Source organism: Streptomyces sp. NPDC005402, from assembly GCF_040606575.1.
Classification (GTDB): Bacteria; Actinomycetota; Actinomycetes; order Streptomycetales; family Streptomycetaceae; genus Streptomyces.
Genome location: NZ_JBEXFB010000011.1, coordinates 1 through 19,537 on the forward strand (window position 1 = coordinate 1; position 19,537 = coordinate 19,537).

A 19,537-nucleotide genomic window follows, 5' to 3' on the forward strand; every position below is an offset into this window, starting at 1 on the left:
GTTGATAGGCCGGATCTGGAAGCCCAGTAATGGGTGGAGGTGACCGGTACTAATAGGCCGAGGGCTTGTCCTCAGTTGCTCGCGTCCACTGTGTTAGTTCTGAGACAACGAACAGTTGTCGGCTAGAGCTTGAACCACACAACAGAAAAGTGTGCTTGTTCGCTCGAAACCATTAGGGTTTCGGTGGTCATAGCGTGAGGGAAACGCCCGGTTACATTCCGAACCCGGAAGCTAAGCCTTACAGCGCCGATGGTACTGCAGGGGGGACCCTGTGGGAGAGTAGGACACCGCCGAACAATATTTGGAGGACCCCTGGTCCCAGCGTTCAGCTGGGACCAGGGGTCCTTTTGTTTTTAGAATGCTTGCAGTGCCGAAGACAGGAGTCACCATGTCCACCAACTCTCCCGACGACCGACCGGAGCGCGACCAGCAACGACGGGACAGTGGTGACCGTGGCGATCGAGGCTACCGGGGGGACCGCGGCGGCTTCCGCCGCGACGACAACCGCGGTGGGAACGACCGCGGCGGCAATGACCGTGGTGGCAATCGGGGTGGTGGTTACGCACGCCGTGACGATCGTCGCGATGACAACCGCGGTGGCGGCAACGACCGTCGCAGCGATGACCGCGGCGGCTTCCGGCGTGACGACAACCGCAGTGCCGGCGGGGACCGTGGTGGCTTCCGTCGTGACGATCGTGGTGGTGACAACCGTGGTGGGGATCGTGGGGCTCGTCCTCCATTCCGTCGCGATGACCGGCCGGCTGGGCCTCGCCGGGACGACCGTGGCAGTGGGTTCCGGCGTGATGGTGACCGGCCTGCCTTCCGGCGTGACGACCGCGCGGACCGGGGCGAGCGCGTAGAGCGCCGCGACGACAACCGGGGCGGCTTCCGCCGGGACGACAACCGTGGCAGCAGCTACGCGCCTCGCCGTGACGACCGTCGCGATGACCGCCGCAGCGATGACCGCGGTGGGGATCGCGGTGGCTTCCGACGCGACAACGACCGCCGTGACGATCGCCGTGACGACCGTCGCAGCGATGACCGTGGCGGCTTCCGCCGCGACGACAACCGCAGTACTGGCGGCGATCGTGGTGGCTTCCGTCGTGACGATCGTGGTGGTGACAACCGTGGTGGGGATCGTGGGGCTCGTCCTCCGTTCCGTCGCGATGACCGGCCGGCTGGGCCTCGCCGAGATGACCGTGGCAGTGGGTTCCGGCGTGACGGTGACCGGCCTGCCTTCCGGCGTGACGACCGCGCGGACCGGGGCGAGCGCGTAGAGCGCCGCGACGACAACCGGGGCGGCTTCCGCCGGGACGACAACCGTGGCAGCAGCTACGCGCCTCGCCGTGACGACCGTCGCGATGACCGCCGCAGCGATGACCGCGGTGGGGATCGCGGTGGCTTCCGACGCGACAACGACCGTCGCGATGACCGCCGTGACGATCGCCGTGACGACCGTCGCAGCGATGACCGTGGCGGCTTCCGACGCGACGACAACCGCAGTGCCGGCGGGGACCGCGGTGGTTTCCGGCGCGACGACAACCGCAGTACTGGCGGGGACCGCGGTGGCTTCCGACGCGACGACAACCGCAGTACTGGCGGCGATCGCGGTGGCTTCCGACGCGACGACCGTGGTGGAAGTGGTGGTCCCCGTAGGGACGACCGTGGTGGGCGGCCCGGTGGGTTCCGTGGACGGGACGACCGGCGCGGTGGCGACGACCGGCGTGGCGGTGGCGGGCGTTTCCGCGATGAGCGGGATCGCGATCGTGAGCCGATCAAGCGGCTGCCGATCCCCGAGGACGTCACGGGCGACGAGATCGACAAGGACGTACGGCAGGAGCTGCAGAGCCTGCCGAAGGGGCTCGCGGAGGATGTCGCCAAGAACCTGGTGATGGTCGCCCGGCTGATCGACGAGGACCCCGAGGGTGCGTACGGCTACTCCAAGGTGGCTCTGCGGCTCGCCTCGCGTGTCGCTGCCGTACGGGAGGCGGCCGGGTTTGCGGCGTACGCCAACCAGAAGTACAGCGAGGCGCTCGCCGAGTTCCGGGCCGCGCGGCGGATGACCGGGAACGTGGAACTGTGGCCCGTCATGGCCGACTGCGAGCGTGGGCTCGGGCGGCCGGAGAAGGCGCTGGACATGGCCGGGGCGCCCGAGGTGCACAAGCTCGACAAGGCCGGGCAGGTGGAGATGCGGCTCGTCGCCGCCGGTGCGCGGCGTGACATGGACCAGCTGGACGCGGCGATCGTGACGCTGCAGAGCCCCGAGCTGGCCTCCAACTCCGTGCAGCCGTGGACCGCGCGACTGCGGTACGCGTACGCCGACGCGTTGCTCGCGGCCGGTCGGGAGAGCGAGGCGCGGGAGTGGTTCGCCAAGGCCGTGGAGTCCGACAAGGACGGCAGCACGGACGCCTCCGACCGACTCGCCGAGCTGGACGGGGTCGAGTTCGTCGACGCCTTCGCCGACGAGGAGGACGAGGGTGACGGCGAGGCCGCCGAGAAGGTCGTAGAAGGCGTAGCAGAAGTAGAAGACGTGGAGGACGCGGACGGCGAGGACGTTGAGGAAGGCGACCTCAAGGACTGACGTGTGTTGTCGGTGAGCAAAGGGGCGGGATCCTGGGATCCCGCCCCTTTGTGCGTCATACGTCCAGCGCGCGCAGGACCAGACCCGACGCCGGTTTCGGGCCGAACGACGTCGACTTGCGGGGCATCGTGACGCCCTGGCGGGCGAGGTCGCGGACGACGTCCTCGCGGACCGGGTGCATCAGGACCGCCGTGCCGCCGTCGCGTTCCGCCTTCTCGACCGTGGCGGCCGTGTCGTGGATGTAGGCGATGCGGGCGGGGTCGTCCTCGGGGACGTGCCAGACGTGGGCGAGGAGCGTGGCGTGCAGGACCGTGGCGTCCAGGGTGCGCCAGGCGGTGGGGCGGTCCGTGGGGATCGTGCGGGACAGGAGGTCCGGGTCGGGGCGGTCCACGAGGTGGAAGGCGCCGTCGCCGGCGAGGAGGAAGGCGTTGCCCGCGCAGGCCGCGTCGGCGAGGACGTCCAGGGCCTCGGCGAGGGGCAGGTCGAGGTGGCGTACGCGGAAGAGGCCGTCGAGGAGCGCCAGGGACCGGGACACCGGGACGTCGTGCAGGAGGCGGTGGATGGCGCGGACGCGGAGGGGGTAGCGGGCCGTGTCGACGAGCAGGACCAGGCCGTGGTCCCAGGGGCTGGGGGACGAGTGCTCCGCGCGTAGACGGCGGTACGTCGCCCAGCGGTGGTGGCCGTCGGCGATGAGGGCCTGGTGCCGCGTCAGGTCCGACTGGATGCGGGCCACTTCGGCGGGGTCGGTGATCGACCACAGGCGGTGGCTGTAGCCGTCCTCGGTGGTGGTGGCGAGGAGCGGGGGCTGTTGGGCCGTGTGTTCGATCGCGGCCGTCGTGACGGACTCCGAGCCGTTGCCGCGGTAGGTGAGGAGCAGGGGTTCCAGGTTCGCGGAGGTGGCGCGCATGAGGGCCGCGCGGTCGGCGACGACGTGCGGCATGACGTCCTCGTGGGGCAGGACCACGCCCTCCGAAGGCTCCGACAGGCGCAGGGTGCCGATGATTCCGCGCTGGAGCAGGCCGGCGCCGTCCTGCTGTTCGTAGACGTACAGGCCGGGCTCGGGATCGGCGGCCAGGATGCCCTCGGAGAGCCAGCCGCGCAGGGTGCGGGCTGCCTGTTCGTTGCGTTCGGCCGGTGTCGTCGCCTGCGGGAGGATCAGCCGGACGATGTTGTACGGGTCGTTGGACTGGAGCTGGTGCAGGCCGTCGGGGCGGACCACGACGTCGTACGGCGGTGATGTCACGGCGGCCAGGCTGCCGACCCGGTCGGGGTCGTAGCGCAGCCCTCGGAACGGGGTGAGTTCCAGGCCTCGGCGCGCCGTTGCTTCCGGGTGACCTGCTGTGTTCATCCCGGCATCGTACGGGTGTCAGTGGCATGGGGGATGATCGGGGGAAAGCCGTCGAACGAGGAGCGATGCGGAATGAGCCAGCGCGCAAGGACGAGGCCCGAGGGCAGTGAACAGGACCTGAGTGAGGCGTACGACACCGCGCTGCTCGACCTCGACGGGGTGGTGTACGCGGGCGGGAACGCGATCGCGCACGCCGTCGAGTCGCTCGCCACCGCGCGCGAGGGGGGCATGCACCTCGCCTACGTCACCAACAACGCCTTGCGGACCCCTGACACGGTGGCCGAGCACCTCACCGAGCTGGGGATTCCGACGGGGGCCGACGACGTCATCACCTCCGCGCAGGCCGTCGCGCGGCTGATCAGCGAGCAGGTGCCAGCGGGTTCCCGGGTCCTTGTCATCGGTGGCGAGGGGCTGCGGGTGGCTTTGCGTGAGCGGGGGCTCGAGCCCGTGGAGTCCGCGGACGACGATCCGGCGGCGGTCGTGCAGGGCTTCGGCGGCCCGGACCTGCCCTGGGGGCGGTTCGCCGAGGCCAGTTACGCCGTCGCGCGTGGGGTGCCCTGGTTCGCGTCCAACACCGACCTGACGATTCCGAGCGGGCGGGGGATCGCGCCGGGCAACGGCGCCGCGGTGGAGGTCGTGCGGATAGCGACCGGTGCCGAGCCACAGGTCGCGGGCAAGCCGCTGCCTCCCATGCACCGGGAGACCATCCTGCGCACCGGTGCGAAGCGGCCGTTGGTGGTCGGGGACCGGCTGGACACCGACATCGAGGGCGCGTTCAACGGAGAGGTGGACTCGCTGCTCGTGCTCACCGGTGTCACCGACGGCGCGCAGCTGCTGGCCGCGCCGCCGCAGCACCGGCCGACCTATGTGGACGCGGATCTGCGGGGGATGCTCACCGGGCAGCCCGAGGTCACCGAGGCGGGAGAGGGCTTCCGGTGCGGGGGGTGGACCGCGAAGGCCGGCGAGGAGCGGCTGGAACTCGACGGCGACGGCGAGGCCATGGACGGGCTGCGGGCGCTGTGCGCGGCGGCCTGGACGGCGGCCGGGGAAGGCGTGTGCGAGCTGGACGCGGGGAAGGCGCTGGCGAGGCTGGGGCTGTGAGCCGTTGGTGCCGAAGAGATTGCTGTGATTCCGGGAGCGGTCGGAGCTCGGGATCGTGGCTCGTTGGCAGGGTAGGCTAACCTAACTGCGTGTTGGTCGACAGTCCTCCCGAACAGCGCGCGGAGACCGCCCCCGCGCCCCCAACCCGCCGGGCGATACGTGTCTTTGGGCTCCTCGTGTCCGTCGTGATCCTGGTGCTCGTCGCGGTGGCGAGCATCGCGGTCGGGGCGAAAGGGCTGTCCGTGGCACAGGTCTGGCACGGACTGTTCCAGGACACGGGGACCTACGGCGACGTCGTGGTGGCCGACCGGCTGTCCAGGACCGTCCTCGGGCTGCTCGCCGGTGCCGCGCTCGGCCTGTCCGGAGCGGTGCTCCAGGCGCTCACCCGTAATCCGCTGGCCGACCCCGGACTGCTCGGCATCAACGCGGGCGCGTCCGCGGCGGTCGTCACCGCGATCACCTTCTTCGGCGTCACCTCGCTCAGCGGCTATGTGTGGTTCGCCTTTCTCGGCGCGGCCGCGGTCGGCGCCCTGGTCTGGTTCCTGGGCGGCAGCCGGGGTGCCACTCCGGTACGCCTCGCCCTGGCCGGTACGGCGATCAGCGCGGCGCTGTACGGCTATCTCCAGGCCGTGATGATCACCGACGACCAGGCGCTCAACAAGATGCGCTTCTGGACGGTCGGTTCGCTGTCCTCGGCCGACAACTCGACCATCCTCCAGGTGCTGCCGTTCCTCGCGACCGGCTCACTGCTCGCCCTCGCGCTCGCCCGGCCGCTCAACGCGATGGAGATGGGCGACGACACCGCCAAGGCCCTCGGCGCCCACCTCAACCGCACCCGGGCGCTGGCCATGCTCTCCGCGACCGTGCTGTGCGGGGCCGCGACCGCCGCATGCGGTCCGATCGTGTTCGTGGGCCTGATGGTTCCGCACATCGTGCGCTCCTTCACCGGCCCCGACCTGCGCTGGATCCTGCCGTACGCGACCGTCCTGTCGCCCGTGCTGCTGCTGGGCTCCGACGTGATCGGCCGGATCGTGGCCCGGCCCGCGGAACTCCAGGTCGGCATCGTCACCGCGATCATCGGCGGGCCGGTCTTCATCTTCCTCGTACGACGGCGAAGGACGGCGCAGCTGTGAGGACCAACCGTGCCATCAGGACCCCCGGCGGCCTCTCCGTCCGGCTGGACGTGCGGGCGGCCGTCGTCGTCGGCCTGATCCTGCTCGCCGCGCTCACCGCCGGTGTCGCGCTGATCGGCACCGGCGACTTCCCGATCCCCGCCGGGGACGTGCTGAAGACGCTGCTCGGGAACGGCAACGCCGGGCAGGAGTTCATCATCAACGAACTGCGGCTGCCGCGGGTCCTCGTCGGGCTCCTGGTCGGCGCCTCGCTCGGGCTCGGGGGCGCGCTGTTCCAGGCCATCTCCCGCAATCCGCTGGGCAGTCCGGACGTGCTCGGGCTCAGTCAGGGGGCCACGGCCGGGGCGCTCACGATGATCGTGCTGTTCTCCGGGAGCGCGACCCAGATCACCACGGGCGCGCTCGTGGGCGGGCTGGTGACCGGGCTGGCCATCTATCTGCTCGCCTGGAAGCAGGGGGTGCACGGGTACCGGCTGGTCCTGGTCGGCATCGGCGTCTCCGCGATCGTCACGGCGGTCAACGGCTATCTGCTGACCCGGTCCACCCTCACCGAGGCGGCCCAGGCCGTCGTGTGGATGACCGGCTCGCTCAGCGGCCGGGACTGGGCGCAGGTCTGGCCGTTGCTGTGGCTGTGCGCCGTCCTCGTCCCGCTCGTCCTCGCCAACGCGCGCGGCCTCAGGATGATGGAGATGGGCGACGACGTCTCGGGCGCCCTCGGGGTGCGCGTCGAGCGCGTACGGCTGCTGCTCCTGGTCGCCGCCGTCCTGCTCACCGCCGCCGCCACCGCGGCCGCCGGACCGGTCAGCTTCGTCGCGCTCACCGCCCCGCAGCTGGCCCGGCGTCTCACCCGCTCGCCCGGCCCCAACCTGCTGCCGTCCCTGTGCATGGGCGCCACCCTCCTGGTCACCGCCGACTGGGTCTCGCAGAAGGTCTTCGGCGCCGACCAACTGCCCGTCGGCGTGGTCACCGGAGTCCTCGGCGGCGTCTACCTGCTGTGGCTCCTGGTCACCGAACGCAAGGCGGGCCGGATATGAGCGCCGAGACCAGCCTGACCAGCGGACTGAACAACCCGAGGAGCACCGTGAACCGCCTGTCCGCCGACACCCTCACCCTCGCCTACGACCAGCGCGTCATCGCCGAGCAGTTGTCGGTGGAGATACCCGACCACTCCTTCACGGTGATCGTCGGCCCCAACGCGTGCGGCAAGTCCACACTCCTGCGGGCCCTCTCGCGCATGCTCAAGCCCAGCCAGGGCAAGGTGCTGCTCGACGGGCAGGTCATCCAGTCGATGCCCGCGAAGAAGGTCGCCCGGACCCTCGGCCTGCTCCCGCAGTCGTCGATCGCGCCCGACGGGATCACGGTCGCCGACCTGGTCGGCCGCGGCCGCTACCCCCACCAGGGCATCCTGCGCCAGTGGTCCACCGAGGACGAGCGGATCGTCCAGGAGTCCATGCGGCAGACCGGGGTCGCGGAACTCGCCGAGCGGTACGTCGACGAGCTGTCCGGCGGCCAGCGGCAGCGGGTGTGGATCGCGATGGCGCTCGCCCAGCAGACCCCGCTGCTGCTCCTCGACGAGCCGACGACCTACCTGGACATCCAGCACCAGATCGACGTTCTCGACCTTTGTGCCGAGCTGCACGAGGAGCAGGGGCGGACGCTGGTTGCCGTCCTGCACGACCTCAACCACGCGGCCCGGTACGCCACGCATCTCATCGCGCTGAAGAGCGGGAAGATCATCGCCGAGGGCGCCCCGAACGACATCGTCACGGCCGACCTCGTCGAGGAGGTCTTCGGGCTGCGCTGCCAGGTCATCGACGACCCGGAGACGGGGACACCGCTGGTGGTGCCGGCGGCGCGCAAGGCACGCTCGCGCGTGGTCGCTACAGAAGCTTCCTGAGCTGGAGCAGGTCGCGCAGGCCCGCCTCCAGCTTCACCCGGCCCGAGCCCCAGGCCTTGGCGAAGTTCAGCTCGCCATTCACCAGCGCCACCAGGTCGTCGCCCGCCATGGTCAGTCTGATCTGGGCCTTCTCCTTCGGAGGGCCCTGGATCGTGTCCCGCACCACGATCCGGCCGCCCGTCATCCGGCCGACGAAGGTGACGTCGAGATCGGTGATACGGCAGCTCACCGAGCGGTCCATGGAAGCCGCCGTGGCGACGTCACCTTCGGCGCTGCGCATGTTGTCGGAGAGCTTCTCGAGTGCGGCGCGGCACTCCTCGATCGTGGCCATCGCGCTCGACGGTACCTCAGCGGTTCGAGGTAGCGTCTGGGCATGAGTGACGCTGTTCCAGAGCCTTCACACGAGGCCGCGGTCGAACCCGAGTACAGCCCGGCCGGCCCGGCCCCGCTGAACGTGCCCCGCACTCCCACCGGCAACGCCGAGGTCGACGTCCAGCTGGAGCGGCTCGGCGATGCCGACCACCTCGCCACGGACGGACACATCGAGGTGTACGAGGATGTACACCGGGGGCTGCGTGACGCGCTCACCGCGCTGGACGTGCGCCCGGGACCTCCGGCGCCCTCACCGTCGTATGACCAGAGGGCGCCCTCACCCTCGCATGGCACTAGGAGCTGAACCGAACGTGGCAGGAGTCGCACGCCGTCGACTGGACGCGGAGCTGGTCCGACGGAAGCTCGCGCGCTCGCGTGAGCATGCCGCGCAGCTGATCGCGGCCGGGCGGGTCTCCGTAGGCAAGACCGTCGCGACCAAGTCCGCCACCCAGGTGGAGACCGCGGCCGCGATCGTGGTCCAGAGCGACGACAGCGATCCCGCCTACGTGTCCCGGGGCGGGCACAAGCTCGCGGGCGCCCTTCAGGTGTTCGTGCCGCAGGGGCTGGCCGTCGAGGGGCGGCGGGCGCTGGACGCCGGAGCCTCCACCGGCGGTTTCACCGATGTGCTGCTGCGGGCGGGGGTCGCGCACGTGGTCGCCGTCGACGTCGGCTACGGACAACTCGCGTGGTCTCTGCAGAGCGATGAACGCGTCACCGTCAAGGACCGTACGAACGTACGCGAGTTGACGCTCGAAGCGATCGATGGGGAACCAGTGGATCTTGTCGTGGGGGATCTGTCCTTCATCCCGCTCGGACTGGTACTGCCCGCCCTGGTGCGGTGCGTGAAGCCGGACGCCGATCTGGTGATGATGGTGAAGCCGCAGTTCGAGGTGGGGAAGGAACGGCTGGGCAGCGGGGGAGTCGTACGGAGCACGCAGCTGCGGGCGGAGGCCGTGCGGGGAGTGGCCGAGAAGGCGGGGGAGCTCGGGCTCGGGGTGAAGGGCGTCACGGCCAGTCCGTTGCCCGGACCCTCGGGGAATGTCGAATACTTTCTGTGGCTGCGTGCCGGGGCGCCCGCCCTGGACCCGGCCGATGTCGACCGTGCAGTGGCGGAGGGGCCGCGTTGAGCCAGAACCGAGCTCGTACTGTTTTCCTGCTGGCCCACACCGGGCGGCCCGCGGCCATTCGCAGTGCCGAGCTGGTCGTGAAGGGGCTGCTGCGCTCCGACATCGGCGTGCGCGTCCTGGAGTACGAGGCGGCCGACCTGCCGCTGCCGCCCGAGGTGCAGCTCGTCAAGGAGGCGACTCCGCAGTGCCTCGAAGGGTGCGAGCTGCTCATCGTGCTCGGCGGTGACGGGACGCTGCTGCGCGGCGCCGAGTTCGCCCGCGCGTCCGGGGTGCCGATGCTGGGCGTCAACCTGGGCAGTGTCGGCTTCCTCGCGGAGGCCGAGCGGGACGACCTCGACAAGGTCGTCGACCGGGTGGTGACCAAGTCGTACGAGGTCGAGGAGCGGATGACCGTCGATGTCGTCGTTCACCGGAACGGGGACATCGTCCACACGGACTGGGCTCTGAACGAGGCCGCCGTGCAGAAGGCGGGCGCCGAGAAGCTCCTTGAGGTGGTACTGGAGATCGACGGGCGGCCGGTGACCGGCTTCGGGTGTGACGGGATCGTGCTGTCCACGCCCACCGGGTCCACGGCGTACGCCTTCTCCGCGGGTGGGCCTGTGGTGTGGCCCGAGGTGGAGGCGCTGTTGATGGTGCCGATCTCCGCGCACGCGTTGTTCGCGAAGCCGTTGGTGACCTCGCCGAACTCCGTGCTGGCGGTGGAGTTGTTGCCGCACATTCCGCCGGGTGTGCTGTGGTGTGACGGGCGGCGGACGTTCGAGTTGCCGCCGGGGGCGCGGGTGGAGGTGCGACGGGGGGCTGTGCCGGTGCGGCTGGCTCGGCTGCATCACGCGTCCTTCACCGACCGGCTGGTGGCGAAGTTCGCGTTGCCCGTTTCCGGGTGGCGGGGGGCGCCTCACTAGCCAACCGTGGGGGGTGGTGCGGAGCGTGGGCGGCTGCGAGCCGGTGGGGCTTCTCGCGCAGTTCCCCGCGCCCCTGAAGGAACCTCCACTCGCCCGAGTGAACAGGGCACCTCGCACTCGCCCGCCCCGACCTCGTAAGGTCTTCACCGTGCTGGAAGAGATGCGGATACGGTCACTCGGAGTCATCGATGACGCCGTCGTCGAGCTGTCGCCCGGGTTCACCGCTGTCACCGGTGAGACGGGTGCGGGCAAGACCATGGTCGTCACCAGCCTGGGGCTGTTGCTCGGTGGCCGGGCGGACGCGGCGCTCGTGCGGATCGGTGCCGAGAAGGCGGTCGTGGAGGGGCGGATCACCGTGTCCGCCGGCGACCCCGTCGTCGTACGGGCCGAGGAAGCGGGGGCGGAGCTCGACGACGGGGCGCTGTTGATCAGCCGTACCGTTTCCGCCGAAGGGCGGTCCCGGGCGCATCTGGGCGGGCGGTCGGTGCCCGTGGGGGTGCTCGCCGAGCTCGCCGACGAGCTGGTCGCCGTCCATGGGCAGACCGATCAGCAGGGGCTGCTCAAGCTGACCCGGCAGCGCCAGGCGCTCGACCGGTACGCGGGCGATGCCGTCGCCGTGCCGCTGGCCAAGTACACCGAGGCGTACCGGCGGCTGCGGGCCGTCTCCGTCGAGCTGGACGAGATCGTCACGCGCGCGCGTGAGCGGGCTCAGGAAGCCGACATGCTGCGGTACGGGCTCGACGAGATCGCCGGCGTGGAGCCTCGGACAGGGGAAGACGTCGAGCTGGCCGAGGAGGCCGAGCGGCTCGGGCACGCCGAGGCACTGTCTTCGGCCGCCACGGCAGCTCACGCCGCCCTCGCCGGGAACCCCGAGGATCCCGAGGGCATCGACGCCGCGACGCTCGTGGCGGGCGCTCAGCGGGCTCTGGAAGCCGTCCGGGCATACGACCCGGCCCTGGCCGCGCTCGCCGACCGGATCGGGGAGATCGGGATCCTGCTCGGCGATGTGGCCGGAGAGCTCGCCGGATACGCCGACGACCTGGACGCCGATCCGCTGCGGCTGTCGGCCGTCGAGGAGCGGCGGGCCGCGCTCACCGCGCTGACGCGGAAGTACGGCGAGGACGTGGCTGCCGTGCTCACGTGGGCCGAGCAGAGCGCCGCGCGACTCACGGAACTGGACGGCGACGACGGGCGGATCGACGAACTGACCGCCGAGCGGGACGCGCTCAGGGCCGAACTGGGCGGGCTGGCGCAGGCCCTGTCGGACGCGCGAACAGAGGCCGCGGAGAGGTTTGCGGCGGCGGTGACGGCAGAGCTGGCCTCGCTGGCGATGCCTCACGCGCGCGTGTCCTTCGCCATCCGGCAGACCGAGGACCCGGACGGCGTGGAGGTCGGCGGGCGTGCGGTCGCGTACGGGCCGGCCGGCGTCGACGAGGTCGAGCTGCTGCTCGCCCCGCACCCGGGTGCGCCGGCGCGGCCCATCGCCAAGGGCGCGTCCGGCGGTGAGCTCTCGCGCGTGATGCTGGCCGTCGAGGTCGTGTTCGCGGGGACGGATCCGGTGCCGACGTACCTCTTCGACGAGGTCGACGCCGGTGTCGGCGGCAAGGCCGCGGTCGAGATCGGGCGGCGGCTCGCGCGGCTCGCGAAGACCGCGCAGGTCGTCGTGGTGACCCACCTGCCGCAGGTCGCCGCCTTCGCCGACCGGCAGTTGCTGGTCGAGAAGACGAACGACGGGTCCGTCACCCGGTCCGGTGTGAAGGTGCTGGAGGGCGAGGAACGGGTGCGGGAGCTGTCCCGGATGCTCGCCGGGCAGGAGGACTCGGAGACGGCCCGGGCGCACGCGGAGGAGCTGCTGGCCACGGCGCGGGCGGACGCGTGAGGGGCACGTCCCTCGGAGTCGCCGCTGCCCTGACGCGCGCGGGCATGGCCGTCCTCCGGGCCACGGCACCGGGTGGGCGGGAGCGGTGGGAGCGGACGAACCACGCAGGGCGGACGGTGGGGTTGTACGCCGGGCCCGCGAGTGCGCTGGCCGTTGCGGCCGGGGTCGGGCGGGTTCGGCCCGCCGCGGGGGTGGCGGTGGCTGTCGCGGGTCTCTGTGGGGCGTACGACGACCTCGCCGGGGACCATCGGCGGGGGTTCCGGGCGCATCTGAGTGCGCTGCGGGACGGTGAAGTCACCAGCGGGGCCGTCAAGTTGTTCGGGATCTCGGCGGCGGGGCTGGTCGCGGGCGCGCTGATGAAGGAGCGGGTCGTCGACAAGGTGCTCGCGGGTGTGGTGATCGCCGGGGCCGCGCATTTCGTCAACCTCGTGGATGTACGGCCCGGTCGGGCGGCCGGTGCGGTGGTCGCGCTCGGGGTGCCGGGGATGGTGCGGTCGGAGTTGGCCGGCGTCGCCGTGGGTGCCGCGGTGGCCGTGTTGCCGGACGACCTCGGTGAGCGCGTGATGATCGGGGATGTGGGGGCGCATGCGCTGGGGGCGGCGCTGGGAGCCGCTGTCGTCGCCGGGAACGGAAGGGTGGGGCTCCTCGCTCATGCGGCTGCGGTTGTTGCCGCGGCTGTCTGTGGGGAGCAGGTGAGTCGTTTTTCGTCCACCGGCCGGTGGGGGCTTGTCGCGCAGTTCCCCGCGCCCCTGGGTGGGACACCGTCCCCTCACCCTTGCGAGTGACCCGACTCGCCGCACGCACCCTTCTCCCGCTTCTCCGCATGCGCGGAACACCCGTACGCCCTGGCATCCTTGGCGGAGAACCCATCACGCGTAGGAAGCGCGCGGTACACCCCTCCGCTCGACACCTTCTGTACGTTTCCTCGTGACCGTCCGACCCGAACCAGGAGCCCGGCCACGTGACCCCCGTGAGCAGCCACTCACCGCACGGCCAGTCGCCGCTGCGCACCGTGCAGGTGCTGGGCGGCGGCAATGCCGGCAGCAGCGCGCATGTGCGCTCCCTGACCTCGGGGCTTGTCGCGCGGGGCGTGCGGGTCACGGTGTGCGCCCCCGCCGAGGCGGATCGCGCCTACGACTTCTCCGGGGCCGGTGCCGAACACGTGCATGTGCCGCGCAGCAGCGATCCGACCTCCGTGGCCGTGCTGCGGGCGGCGTGCGCGGACGCCGATCTGGTGCACGCGCACGGGCTGCACGCCTCGTTCCGTGCGGTGCTCGCGCTCAGCGGGCGGCGGACCCCGCTCGTCGTCACCTGGCACGACCGGGCGTACGCCGAGGGCGCGCGGGCCCATTTCGTGCGCCTTCTGGAGCGCCGGGTCGTGAAGGCCGCTTCCGTGGTGCTCGGATCCACCTCGGCGCTCGTGGACCGGGCCCGCAGGACCGGTGCCCGGGACGCACGGCTCGCCGCCGTCGCGTTGCCCGGGTCGCGCGGGGTCGTCGAACAGGAGGACCCCGACCGGCTGCGGCCCAAGGTGCGGGCCGAACTCGGGGCCATCGGGCGGCCGTTGCTGATGGCGGTCGGCGCCCTGGAACGACACAAGGGCTACGAGACGCTGCTGGACGCCACACGCGCGTGGCGCCTTCTCGACCCCGTGCCGTTGGTCGTGGTCGCGGGAGAGGGGCCCCTGCGGGCGGTCCTGCAGAGCCGTATCGAGGAGGAAGGCCTGCCCGTCCGGCTGATCGGGCGGCGCGACGACATCTCCGAACTGCTCGCCGCCGCCGATCTCGTGCTCCTGCCCAGCCGTTGGGAGGCGCGCTCGGTGCTCGCCCAGGAGGCCTTCCACGCACGTGTGCCGCTCGTCGCGACCGAGGTCGGCGGCATCCCCGAACTCGTCGGTGACGCGGCCGAACTCGTCCCGTACGGCGACCCGGAGGCCCTCGCCGAGGCCGTCGTACGGCTGCTCGGCGATCCCGAGCGCCGGGAGCTGCTCAAGGAGCGCGGGGTGCGGCAGGCGGCCACCTGGCCCACCGAGGACGAGACCGTGGCGCAGGTGCTCAGTGTCTACGACGAGTTGACCCAGCCCCGGCCGCTCATCTGAAGGCCCGGGAGACTAGGACACGTGCCGGCGTGCCCGCAGTGCCAGGCTCAACGCCAGTACCGTCTGCGGGTCGTCGAGGTCCGTGCCCAGCAACTCGCCGATGCGGGCGAGGCGGTTGTAGAGGGTCTGCCGGTTGAGGTGGAGTTCCCGGGCCGTCTCCGCCTTGCGGCCCGCGTGCGCCAGATAGGTCTCCAGGGTCGGCAGCAGTGGCGGCTTGGAGCGGTTGTCGTGGGCGCGCAGCGGGCCGATGGCGCGGTCCACGAATGCGGCCAGGTCCGGATGGTCGCGCAGCCGCCACAGGAGCAGGTCGATGTCGAGGCGCCGGGCGTCGTACCAGGGGCGGTCCGACAGGCCCTGCGCCGCCGTCGCCGTCTCCGCCGCGTGCCGCAGACCCGCCGAGGCCGCCGCCCAGCCACCGGCGACCGCGACCACCACGACCGGCGGCTGGGCGCCGGGGCGCTGCATCCCGGCCCGCTCCACGCCGGCCCGCAGGGCCACCGCGACCCGGTCCGCGACCGCCGGCCGCTCCGACTCCGAGCGCAGACCGAGCAGGACCAGCACACGACCCTCGACGGGCCGTACGCCCAGCAGGACCGGTACCCCGACCGCGGCCAGCTCCTCGGAGACCGCCCGCGCCAGTACCGCCCAGCCGCCGCCTGAGGAACCGAGGTGCATCACCACCGGCAGCAGCGGGCCGCTGCCCGGCCGGAAGCCCAGCACGCGCGCCTGCGCGGGCGCGTCCTCGGCGGTGATGCGGCCCTCGGCGAGGTCGGTGAGGAAGTCCCCGCGTCCGCGTGCCGCGAGCTCCTCCTCCTGGCGGGCCTGCATCAGGACGACGGCCAGGATGCCCGCCGCGCGTTCGGCCGCCATGCGGTGCACGGGGGCCAGCGGGGCCCGTACGGGAAGCAGGACCAGCCGCGCCCGTACCGAACCCGCACCGGGTCCGCCCCCGGGGACGTCCACGAGAGCCGAGCCGGACGGCGGGGTGTCCTTGTGCTGGCCGCGCAGCCCCTCCCACACCTGGAGCGGGTCGGCGCCCTCGGGGCCCTCCCCGGCGGCGTACAGGAGCTGCCCGTCCGTCGTCTCCAGGAAGACCGGGTTGCCGCTGAAGTCGGCCAGGATGCCGAGGACCTGCGGGACACCGCCGCCGCCCAGCAGGGCCTCGGTACAGCGGCGGTGCACCTCCTCGGCCCGCTGGAGCAGCGCGTAGTGGCCGTTGACGATCTCGGTGTGGATCTCCTCGGTGACCGCCACGAACGGCACCTCGCGGTGCAGCTGGACGAGCGGCAGGCCGGTCGAGCGAGCCGTGTCGACGAGGGCCGCGGGCAGCCGGGTGAAGCGCGGGCCGAGCTCGACGACCAGGGCGGCGATCCCGCGCTCGGCCAGGGTGCGCACGAACGCGCGCTGTTCGGCCGGGCGGGTGCCGAGCCCGTAGCCGGTGGTCAGCAGCAGCTCGCCGCCCTTCAGCAGCGAAGCGATGTTCGGGACCTCGCCCGCGTGCACCCAGCGCACGGTCCGGTGCAGCCGGTCCGCGCCCGCGAGGATCTCCGGGAGTCCGCTGCGCAGACCGGGCAGCTCCAGCGCCCGCTGCACGGTGATCCCGGCGCCCTGGGTGTCGAAACCGCTGTTCGTGCCGCTGTCCATGAGCCGGACGCTACCGGAGGCGTGCCCGATGCCGTGCCGGGGTAGCGGCCGGTGCATGGACTTCAGCGTGGTGGCCGTGGCACGAGAGGACGACAGCGCGGTAGAGGAGCCGCTCCGGGTGGCGGCGCACGCCGACCGGCTCGGATACCGGGAGGTGTGGGTGGGGGAGGGGCCCACCTGGGACGCGTTCGTGCTCGCCGCGGTGATCGGGCGGGACACCGAGCGGGTCGCGCTGACCGCGGGGCCGGTCCCGGTGTCGGTCCGCGACGCGTACACCTCGGCCCGGGGTGCCGCCTCGGTCGCCGCTCTCGTCGGTCGCCCGGTGGGGGTGGCGCTGGGCACGTCCAGCAAGCGGGTGGTCGAGGGCGTGCACGACCGGCCCCGGGCGCGGCCCGCCGCCGTACTGGAGGAGCAGGCGGCAGCCCTACGACGGCTCCTGCACGCCTCTCCGGGGGAGCCGGTCGTGCCCGGCAGCCCCTTCCGCCGCCGTCTGCCGCCACCCGCAGGGCCCCTCACCGTGGCCGCGTTCGGTCCCCGCGCGATCGCCACGGCCGCCGCGCACGCCGACCGCATGCTGCTGGACGTGGTCTCCCCGGAGCAGGTGCGGGCGTTGCGCGCGGAGCTGGACGCGGCGGCCCGGAAGGCGAACCGTACGCCGCCCACGCTCGCCGCCTGGCTGCCGGCGGCCGTCGATCCCGATCCTCAGTCGCTCGCGCAGGTGCTGGGCAGCATCGCCGGATACCTGACCGTGCCGGGCTACAGCGAGGTCTTCGCCGAGGCGGGGTTCGGGGAGGCGGTGGAGCTGGCCGCGAGCGGGGCCGACCGGGAGACCCTGGTGCGGGCCCTGCCGGCCGAGGCCGCGGGCACGGTGGGGCTGGTGGGCGGCCTGGACGCCGTACGGGCGCGCATCCACGCCTACGCCGAGGCCGGGCTCGACGAGATCGCCCTGGTGCCGGCGACGGCGGGGGATCCGGGCGGCGAACGCACCCTGACGGCGCTCAGGCCGGCTTGATGTGGGGGACCGCGCCGGTGCTCCAGGCCGGACGCCGGTGCGCACGTCCCGTACCGCAGCAGGGCCCCGCACAGCGGGGTGTCGACGACGTGCGGCGGGGGCTGATGGCGGTTCCCAGCCCGGGCGGCCTCTGGCCGCCGGTCCTGTTCAGCCGCCGCACGTCACCGATGGGTGAGGATCAGCCGCCGTACGCCCCCGACGCCGTCAGGCGCAGGGCGGTGTCGATGAGCGGGACATGGCTGAAGGCCTGCGGGAAGTTGCCGACCTGGCGTTTCTGGCGCGGATCCCACTCCTCGGCGAGCAGACCGAGGTCGTTGCGGAGCGAGAGGAGCTTCTCGAAGAGCTTCCTCGCCTCGTCCACGCGGCCGATCATCGCGAGGTCGTCCGCCATCCAGAACGAACAGGCCAGGAAGGCCCCTTCGTCGCCGGGGAGACCGTCGACGTTCTCGTCGCCGCTGGAGGTCGGGTAGCGCAGGATGAAGCCGTCCGGCGTGGACAGCTCGCGCTGGATCGCCTCGATGGTGCCGATCACGCGCTTGTCGTCCGGCGGCAGGAAGCCCATCTGCGGGATCAGCAGCAGGGAGGCGTCCAGCTCCTTCGAGCCGTACGACTGAGTGAAGGTGTTGCGCTCCTTGTCGTAACCCTTCTCACACACGTCCCGGTGGATGTCGTCGCGCAGCTCGCGCCACTTCTCCAGCGGGCCGTCCGCGTCACCGGACTCGATGAGCTTGATGGTGCGGTCCACCGCGACCCAGGCCATCACCTTGGAGTGCACGAAGTGCCGGCGCGGGCCCCGCACCTCCCAGATGCCCTCGTCCGGCTCGTCCCAGTGGTCCTCGAGGTAGCGGATCAGCTTGAGCTGGAGCAGGGAGGCGTAGTCGTTGCGGGACAGGCCCGTCATGTGGGCCAGGTGCAGGGCCTCGGTGACCTCGCCGTAGACGTCGAGCTGGAGCTGGTGCGCGGCGCCGTTGCCGACCCGGACCGGTGCGGAGTTCTCGTAGCCCGGCAGCCAGTCCAGCTCGGCCTCACCCAGTTCCCGTTCGCCCGCGATGCCGTACATGATCTGCAGGTTCTCGGGGTCGCCGGCGACCGCTCTGAGCAGCCACTCGCGCCAGGCGCGGGCCTCCTCCCGGTAGCCGGTGCGCAGCAGCGAGGACAGGGTGATGGCCGCGTCGCGCAGCCAGGTGTAGCGGTAGTCCCAGTTACGGACACCGCCGATGTCCTCGGGCAGCGAGGTCGTCGGGGCCGCCACGATGCCGCCGGTGGGGGCGTACGTCAGCGCCTTGAGGGTGATCAGCGAGCGGATGACGGCCTCGCGGTAGGGGCCGTGGTACGTGCAGTGCTCGACCCACTCGCGCCAGAAGTCCTCCGTCGCCTCCAGCGCCTGCTCCGGTTCCGGCAGCGGGGGCGGCTGCTTGTGCGAGGGCTCCCACGAGATCGTGAACGCGATCCGGTCACCCGGGGCGACCGTGAAGTCCGAGTACGTCGTCAGGGACTTGCCGTACGTCTCGCAGTCGGTGTCGAACCACACCGAGTCCGGGCCCGCCACGGCGACCGTGCGCCCCTCGTGCTTGTGGACCCAGGGGACGACACGGCCGTACGAGAAACGCATCCGCAGGGCCGAGCGCATGGGCACGCGGCCCGAGACGCCCTCCACGATCCGGATCAGCTGGGGGGCGCCGTCACGCGGGGGCATGAAATCGGTCACCCGGACCGTGCCGCGTGAGGTGTCCCACTCCGATTCCAGGATCAGGGAGTCGCCGCGGTAGGTGCGCCGGGCCGCGGTGGGTGGCTTGGCGTCGGCCGCGTGCGCGGGGCCGAGACGCCAGAACCCGTGTTCCTCGGTGCCCAGCAGGCCGGCGAAGATGGCATGCGAGTCGAAGCGGGGCAGGCACAGCCAGTCCACCGTGCCGTCCCGGCAGACCAGGGCTGCGGTCTGCATGTCTCCGATGAGTGCGTAGTCTTCGATGCGCCCGGCCACGTGCAACTCCAGTCGAACGGCCACGTCACCCCCTGTAGGAAAAAGGGGGCTGTCGCTTGGTGCGGTCAAGGGGGTCGTTGTAAAGCGTCGTTGAGCGGTGAAGCAAAACAGTCCTGCTGCTGTGAGGCAAAACGACAACTGTTGCTCAACGAACTGACGAGCTCTCGTTGTTCCGGGGCCTAACGGGTGGGGGTGGTCCCGCGTTTCCGGCCGGGCTCGGCAGTGAGTGTCCGAGCAGGATACGACGCACGTAGATGATCTGTGTGCCGCTCCGGGCAACGCGGCTGCGCCGAACGGGTGAGCAACGGGTGAGAAACGGGTGTGTTCGTGCGGGTCCGTGTCGGCGTGTGCGCGGAGCGTGGCCGGAAGCCATCTCCCCGAGGCGCTGATACCCTGGTAGCCCGTGGACCGGTGGGCGCCTGACCCCCGAACCGCACCTCCAGATCGCGACCACGGGAGCCC

General features: G+C 71.8%; 17 protein-coding genes, 2 rRNA genes and 1 pseudogene. 16 read left to right on the top strand and 4 right to left on the bottom strand.

The annotated features are described in order from the left end of the window. The 5 genes and pseudogenes from ABZT02_RS21945 to ABZT02_RS21965 all read left to right on the top strand — a co-directional run. Positions 1-73 (top strand): 23S ribosomal RNA (locus tag ABZT02_RS21945); the annotation flags it as partial. A 106-nt stretch (positions 74-179) separates the two neighbouring features. Next, positions 180-296, top strand: a 5S ribosomal RNA gene (gene rrf / locus ABZT02_RS21950). A gap of 173 nt (positions 297-469) precedes the next feature. Next, positions 470-1,111: pseudogene (locus ABZT02_RS21955) on the top strand (RNA helicase); the annotation flags it as partial. 235 nt (positions 1,112-1,346) lie between these two features. After that, a complete protein-coding gene (locus ABZT02_RS21960) occupies positions 1,347-1,892 on the top strand; it encodes a hypothetical protein (protein WP_356020157.1) in 546 nt (181 codons plus the stop codon). After that, on the top strand, positions 1,784-2,581 hold the full coding sequence (locus tag ABZT02_RS21965) for a hypothetical protein (protein WP_356020122.1): 798 nt from the start codon (positions 1,784-1,786) through the stop codon (positions 2,579-2,581). Before ABZT02_RS21960 ends, ABZT02_RS21965 begins: the two co-directional genes overlap by 109 nt. A 55-nt stretch (positions 2,582-2,636) precedes the next feature. Here ABZT02_RS21965 and ABZT02_RS21970 read toward each other — a convergent pair whose 3' ends face one another. Continuing rightward, the gene (locus ABZT02_RS21970; RefSeq protein WP_356019667.1) at positions 2,637-3,929 is read right to left on the bottom strand and encodes a DUF1015 domain-containing protein; all 1,293 of its coding nucleotides are present in this window, start codon (positions 3,927-3,929) and stop codon (positions 2,637-2,639) included. A gap of 72 nt (positions 3,930-4,001) precedes the next feature. Between ABZT02_RS21970 and ABZT02_RS21975 the strand changes: the two genes are divergently transcribed. The 4 genes from ABZT02_RS21975 to ABZT02_RS21990 all read left to right on the top strand — a co-directional run bounded on the left by ABZT02_RS21975 (position 4,002) and on the right by ABZT02_RS21990 (position 8,060). After that, positions 4,002-5,030, top strand: coding sequence for an HAD-IIA family hydrolase (locus ABZT02_RS21975; protein ID WP_356019668.1), 1,029 nt, complete (start codon positions 4,002-4,004; stop codon positions 5,028-5,030). An 89-nt stretch (positions 5,031-5,119) separates the two neighbouring features. Further along, positions 5,120-6,163: an iron chelate uptake ABC transporter family permease subunit gene (locus tag ABZT02_RS21980; protein WP_356019669.1), complete on the top strand. Its 1,044-nt coding sequence runs from the start codon at positions 5,120-5,122 to the stop codon at positions 6,161-6,163. Next, entirely contained in the window at positions 6,160-7,197 is a 1,038-nt protein-coding gene (locus ABZT02_RS21985) for an iron chelate uptake ABC transporter family permease subunit (protein WP_356019670.1), read from the top strand. Before ABZT02_RS21980 ends, ABZT02_RS21985 begins: the two co-directional genes overlap by 4 nt. Further along, positions 7,194-8,060, top strand: a complete 867-nt coding sequence (locus tag ABZT02_RS21990; RefSeq protein WP_356019671.1) for an ABC transporter ATP-binding protein — start codon at positions 7,194-7,196, stop codon at positions 8,058-8,060. Before ABZT02_RS21985 ends, ABZT02_RS21990 begins: the two co-directional genes overlap by 4 nt. Here ABZT02_RS21990 and ABZT02_RS21995 read toward each other — a convergent pair. After that, positions 8,044-8,391: an SCP2 sterol-binding domain-containing protein gene (locus ABZT02_RS21995; protein ID WP_356019673.1), complete on the bottom strand. Its 348-nt coding sequence runs from the start codon at positions 8,389-8,391 to the stop codon at positions 8,044-8,046. The two genes, ABZT02_RS21990 and ABZT02_RS21995, sit on opposite strands and share 17 nt — an antisense overlap. 42 nt (positions 8,392-8,433) lie before the next feature. Between ABZT02_RS21995 and ABZT02_RS22000 the strand changes: the two genes are divergently transcribed. The 6 genes from ABZT02_RS22000 (at position 8,434) to ABZT02_RS22025 (ending at position 14,438) form a co-directional block, all read left to right on the top strand. Continuing rightward, positions 8,434-8,736 (top strand): hypothetical protein, encoded by a 303-nt coding sequence (locus tag ABZT02_RS22000; RefSeq protein WP_356019674.1) that lies wholly within the window; start codon positions 8,434-8,436, stop codon positions 8,734-8,736. A gap of 7 nt (positions 8,737-8,743) precedes the next feature. Continuing rightward, entirely contained in the window at positions 8,744-9,559 is an 816-nt protein-coding gene (locus ABZT02_RS22005) for a TlyA family RNA methyltransferase (protein ID WP_356019675.1), read from the top strand. Then, the gene (locus ABZT02_RS22010) at positions 9,556-10,461 is read left to right on the top strand and encodes an NAD kinase (RefSeq protein ID WP_356019676.1); all 906 of its coding nucleotides are present in this window, start codon (positions 9,556-9,558) and stop codon (positions 10,459-10,461) included. The genes ABZT02_RS22005 and ABZT02_RS22010 overlap by 4 nt, the downstream gene beginning before the upstream one ends. A 160-nt stretch (positions 10,462-10,621) precedes the next feature. Further along, on the top strand, positions 10,622-12,340 hold the full coding sequence (gene recN, locus ABZT02_RS22015; RefSeq protein WP_356020124.1) for a DNA repair protein RecN: 1,719 nt from the start codon (positions 10,622-10,624) through the stop codon (positions 12,338-12,340). A gap of 44 nt (positions 12,341-12,384) precedes the next feature. Further along, positions 12,385-13,125, top strand: a complete 741-nt coding sequence (locus ABZT02_RS22020) for a hypothetical protein (RefSeq protein ID WP_356020126.1) — start codon at positions 12,385-12,387, stop codon at positions 13,123-13,125. 176 nt (positions 13,126-13,301) lie between these two features. Beyond that, positions 13,302-14,438, top strand: a complete 1,137-nt coding sequence (locus ABZT02_RS22025; RefSeq protein WP_356019677.1) for a glycosyltransferase family 4 protein — start codon at positions 13,302-13,304, stop codon at positions 14,436-14,438. A gap of 12 nt (positions 14,439-14,450) precedes the next feature. On the opposite strand, the gene ABZT02_RS22030 is transcribed toward ABZT02_RS22025, so the two are convergent. Continuing rightward, positions 14,451-16,082, bottom strand: coding sequence for a PucR family transcriptional regulator (locus ABZT02_RS22030; RefSeq protein WP_356019678.1), 1,632 nt, complete (start codon positions 16,080-16,082; stop codon positions 14,451-14,453). Between the two features lie 55 nt (positions 16,083-16,137). Here ABZT02_RS22030 and ABZT02_RS22035 point away from each other — a divergent pair, with 55 nt between their 5' ends. Continuing rightward, entirely contained in the window at positions 16,138-17,094 is a 957-nt protein-coding gene (locus ABZT02_RS22035; protein ID WP_356019679.1) for an LLM class F420-dependent oxidoreductase, read from the top strand. Between the two features lie 178 nt (positions 17,095-17,272). Here ABZT02_RS22035 and ABZT02_RS22040 read toward each other — a convergent pair whose 3' ends face one another. Next, complete coding sequence (locus ABZT02_RS22040) at positions 17,273-19,075, bottom strand: glycoside hydrolase family 15 protein (protein WP_356020128.1); 1,803 nt, start codon at positions 19,073-19,075, stop codon at positions 17,273-17,275. Positions 19,076-19,537 lie beyond the last annotated feature (462 nt).

Bases quoted from the DNA above. Each gene is read 5' to 3' on its own strand.
- ABZT02_RS21970 (WP_356019667.1), bottom strand. From the start codon at position 3,929: ATGAACACAGCAGGTCACCCGGAAGCAACGGCGCGCCGAGGCCTGGAA.
- ABZT02_RS21975 (WP_356019668.1), top strand. From the start codon at position 4,002: ATGAGCCAGCGCGCAAGGACGAGGCCCGAGGGCAGTGAACAGGACCTG.
- ABZT02_RS21990 (WP_356019671.1), top strand. From the start codon at position 7,194: ATGAGCGCCGAGACCAGCCTGACCAGCGGACTGAACAACCCGAGGAGC.
- ABZT02_RS21995 (WP_356019673.1), bottom strand. From the start codon at position 8,391: ATGGCCACGATCGAGGAGTGCCGCGCCGCACTCGAGAAGCTCTCCGAC.
- ABZT02_RS22000 (WP_356019674.1), top strand. From the start codon at position 8,434: ATGAGTGACGCTGTTCCAGAGCCTTCACACGAGGCCGCGGTCGAACCC.
- recN (WP_356020124.1), top strand. From the start codon at position 10,622: ATGCGGATACGGTCACTCGGAGTCATCGATGACGCCGTCGTCGAGCTG.
- ABZT02_RS22020 (WP_356020126.1), top strand. From the start codon at position 12,385: ATGGCCGTCCTCCGGGCCACGGCACCGGGTGGGCGGGAGCGGTGGGAG.
- ABZT02_RS22030 (WP_356019678.1), bottom strand. From the start codon at position 16,082: ATGGACAGCGGCACGAACAGCGGTTTCGACACCCAGGGCGCCGGGATC.
- ABZT02_RS22035 (WP_356019679.1), top strand. From the start codon at position 16,138: ATGGACTTCAGCGTGGTGGCCGTGGCACGAGAGGACGACAGCGCGGTA.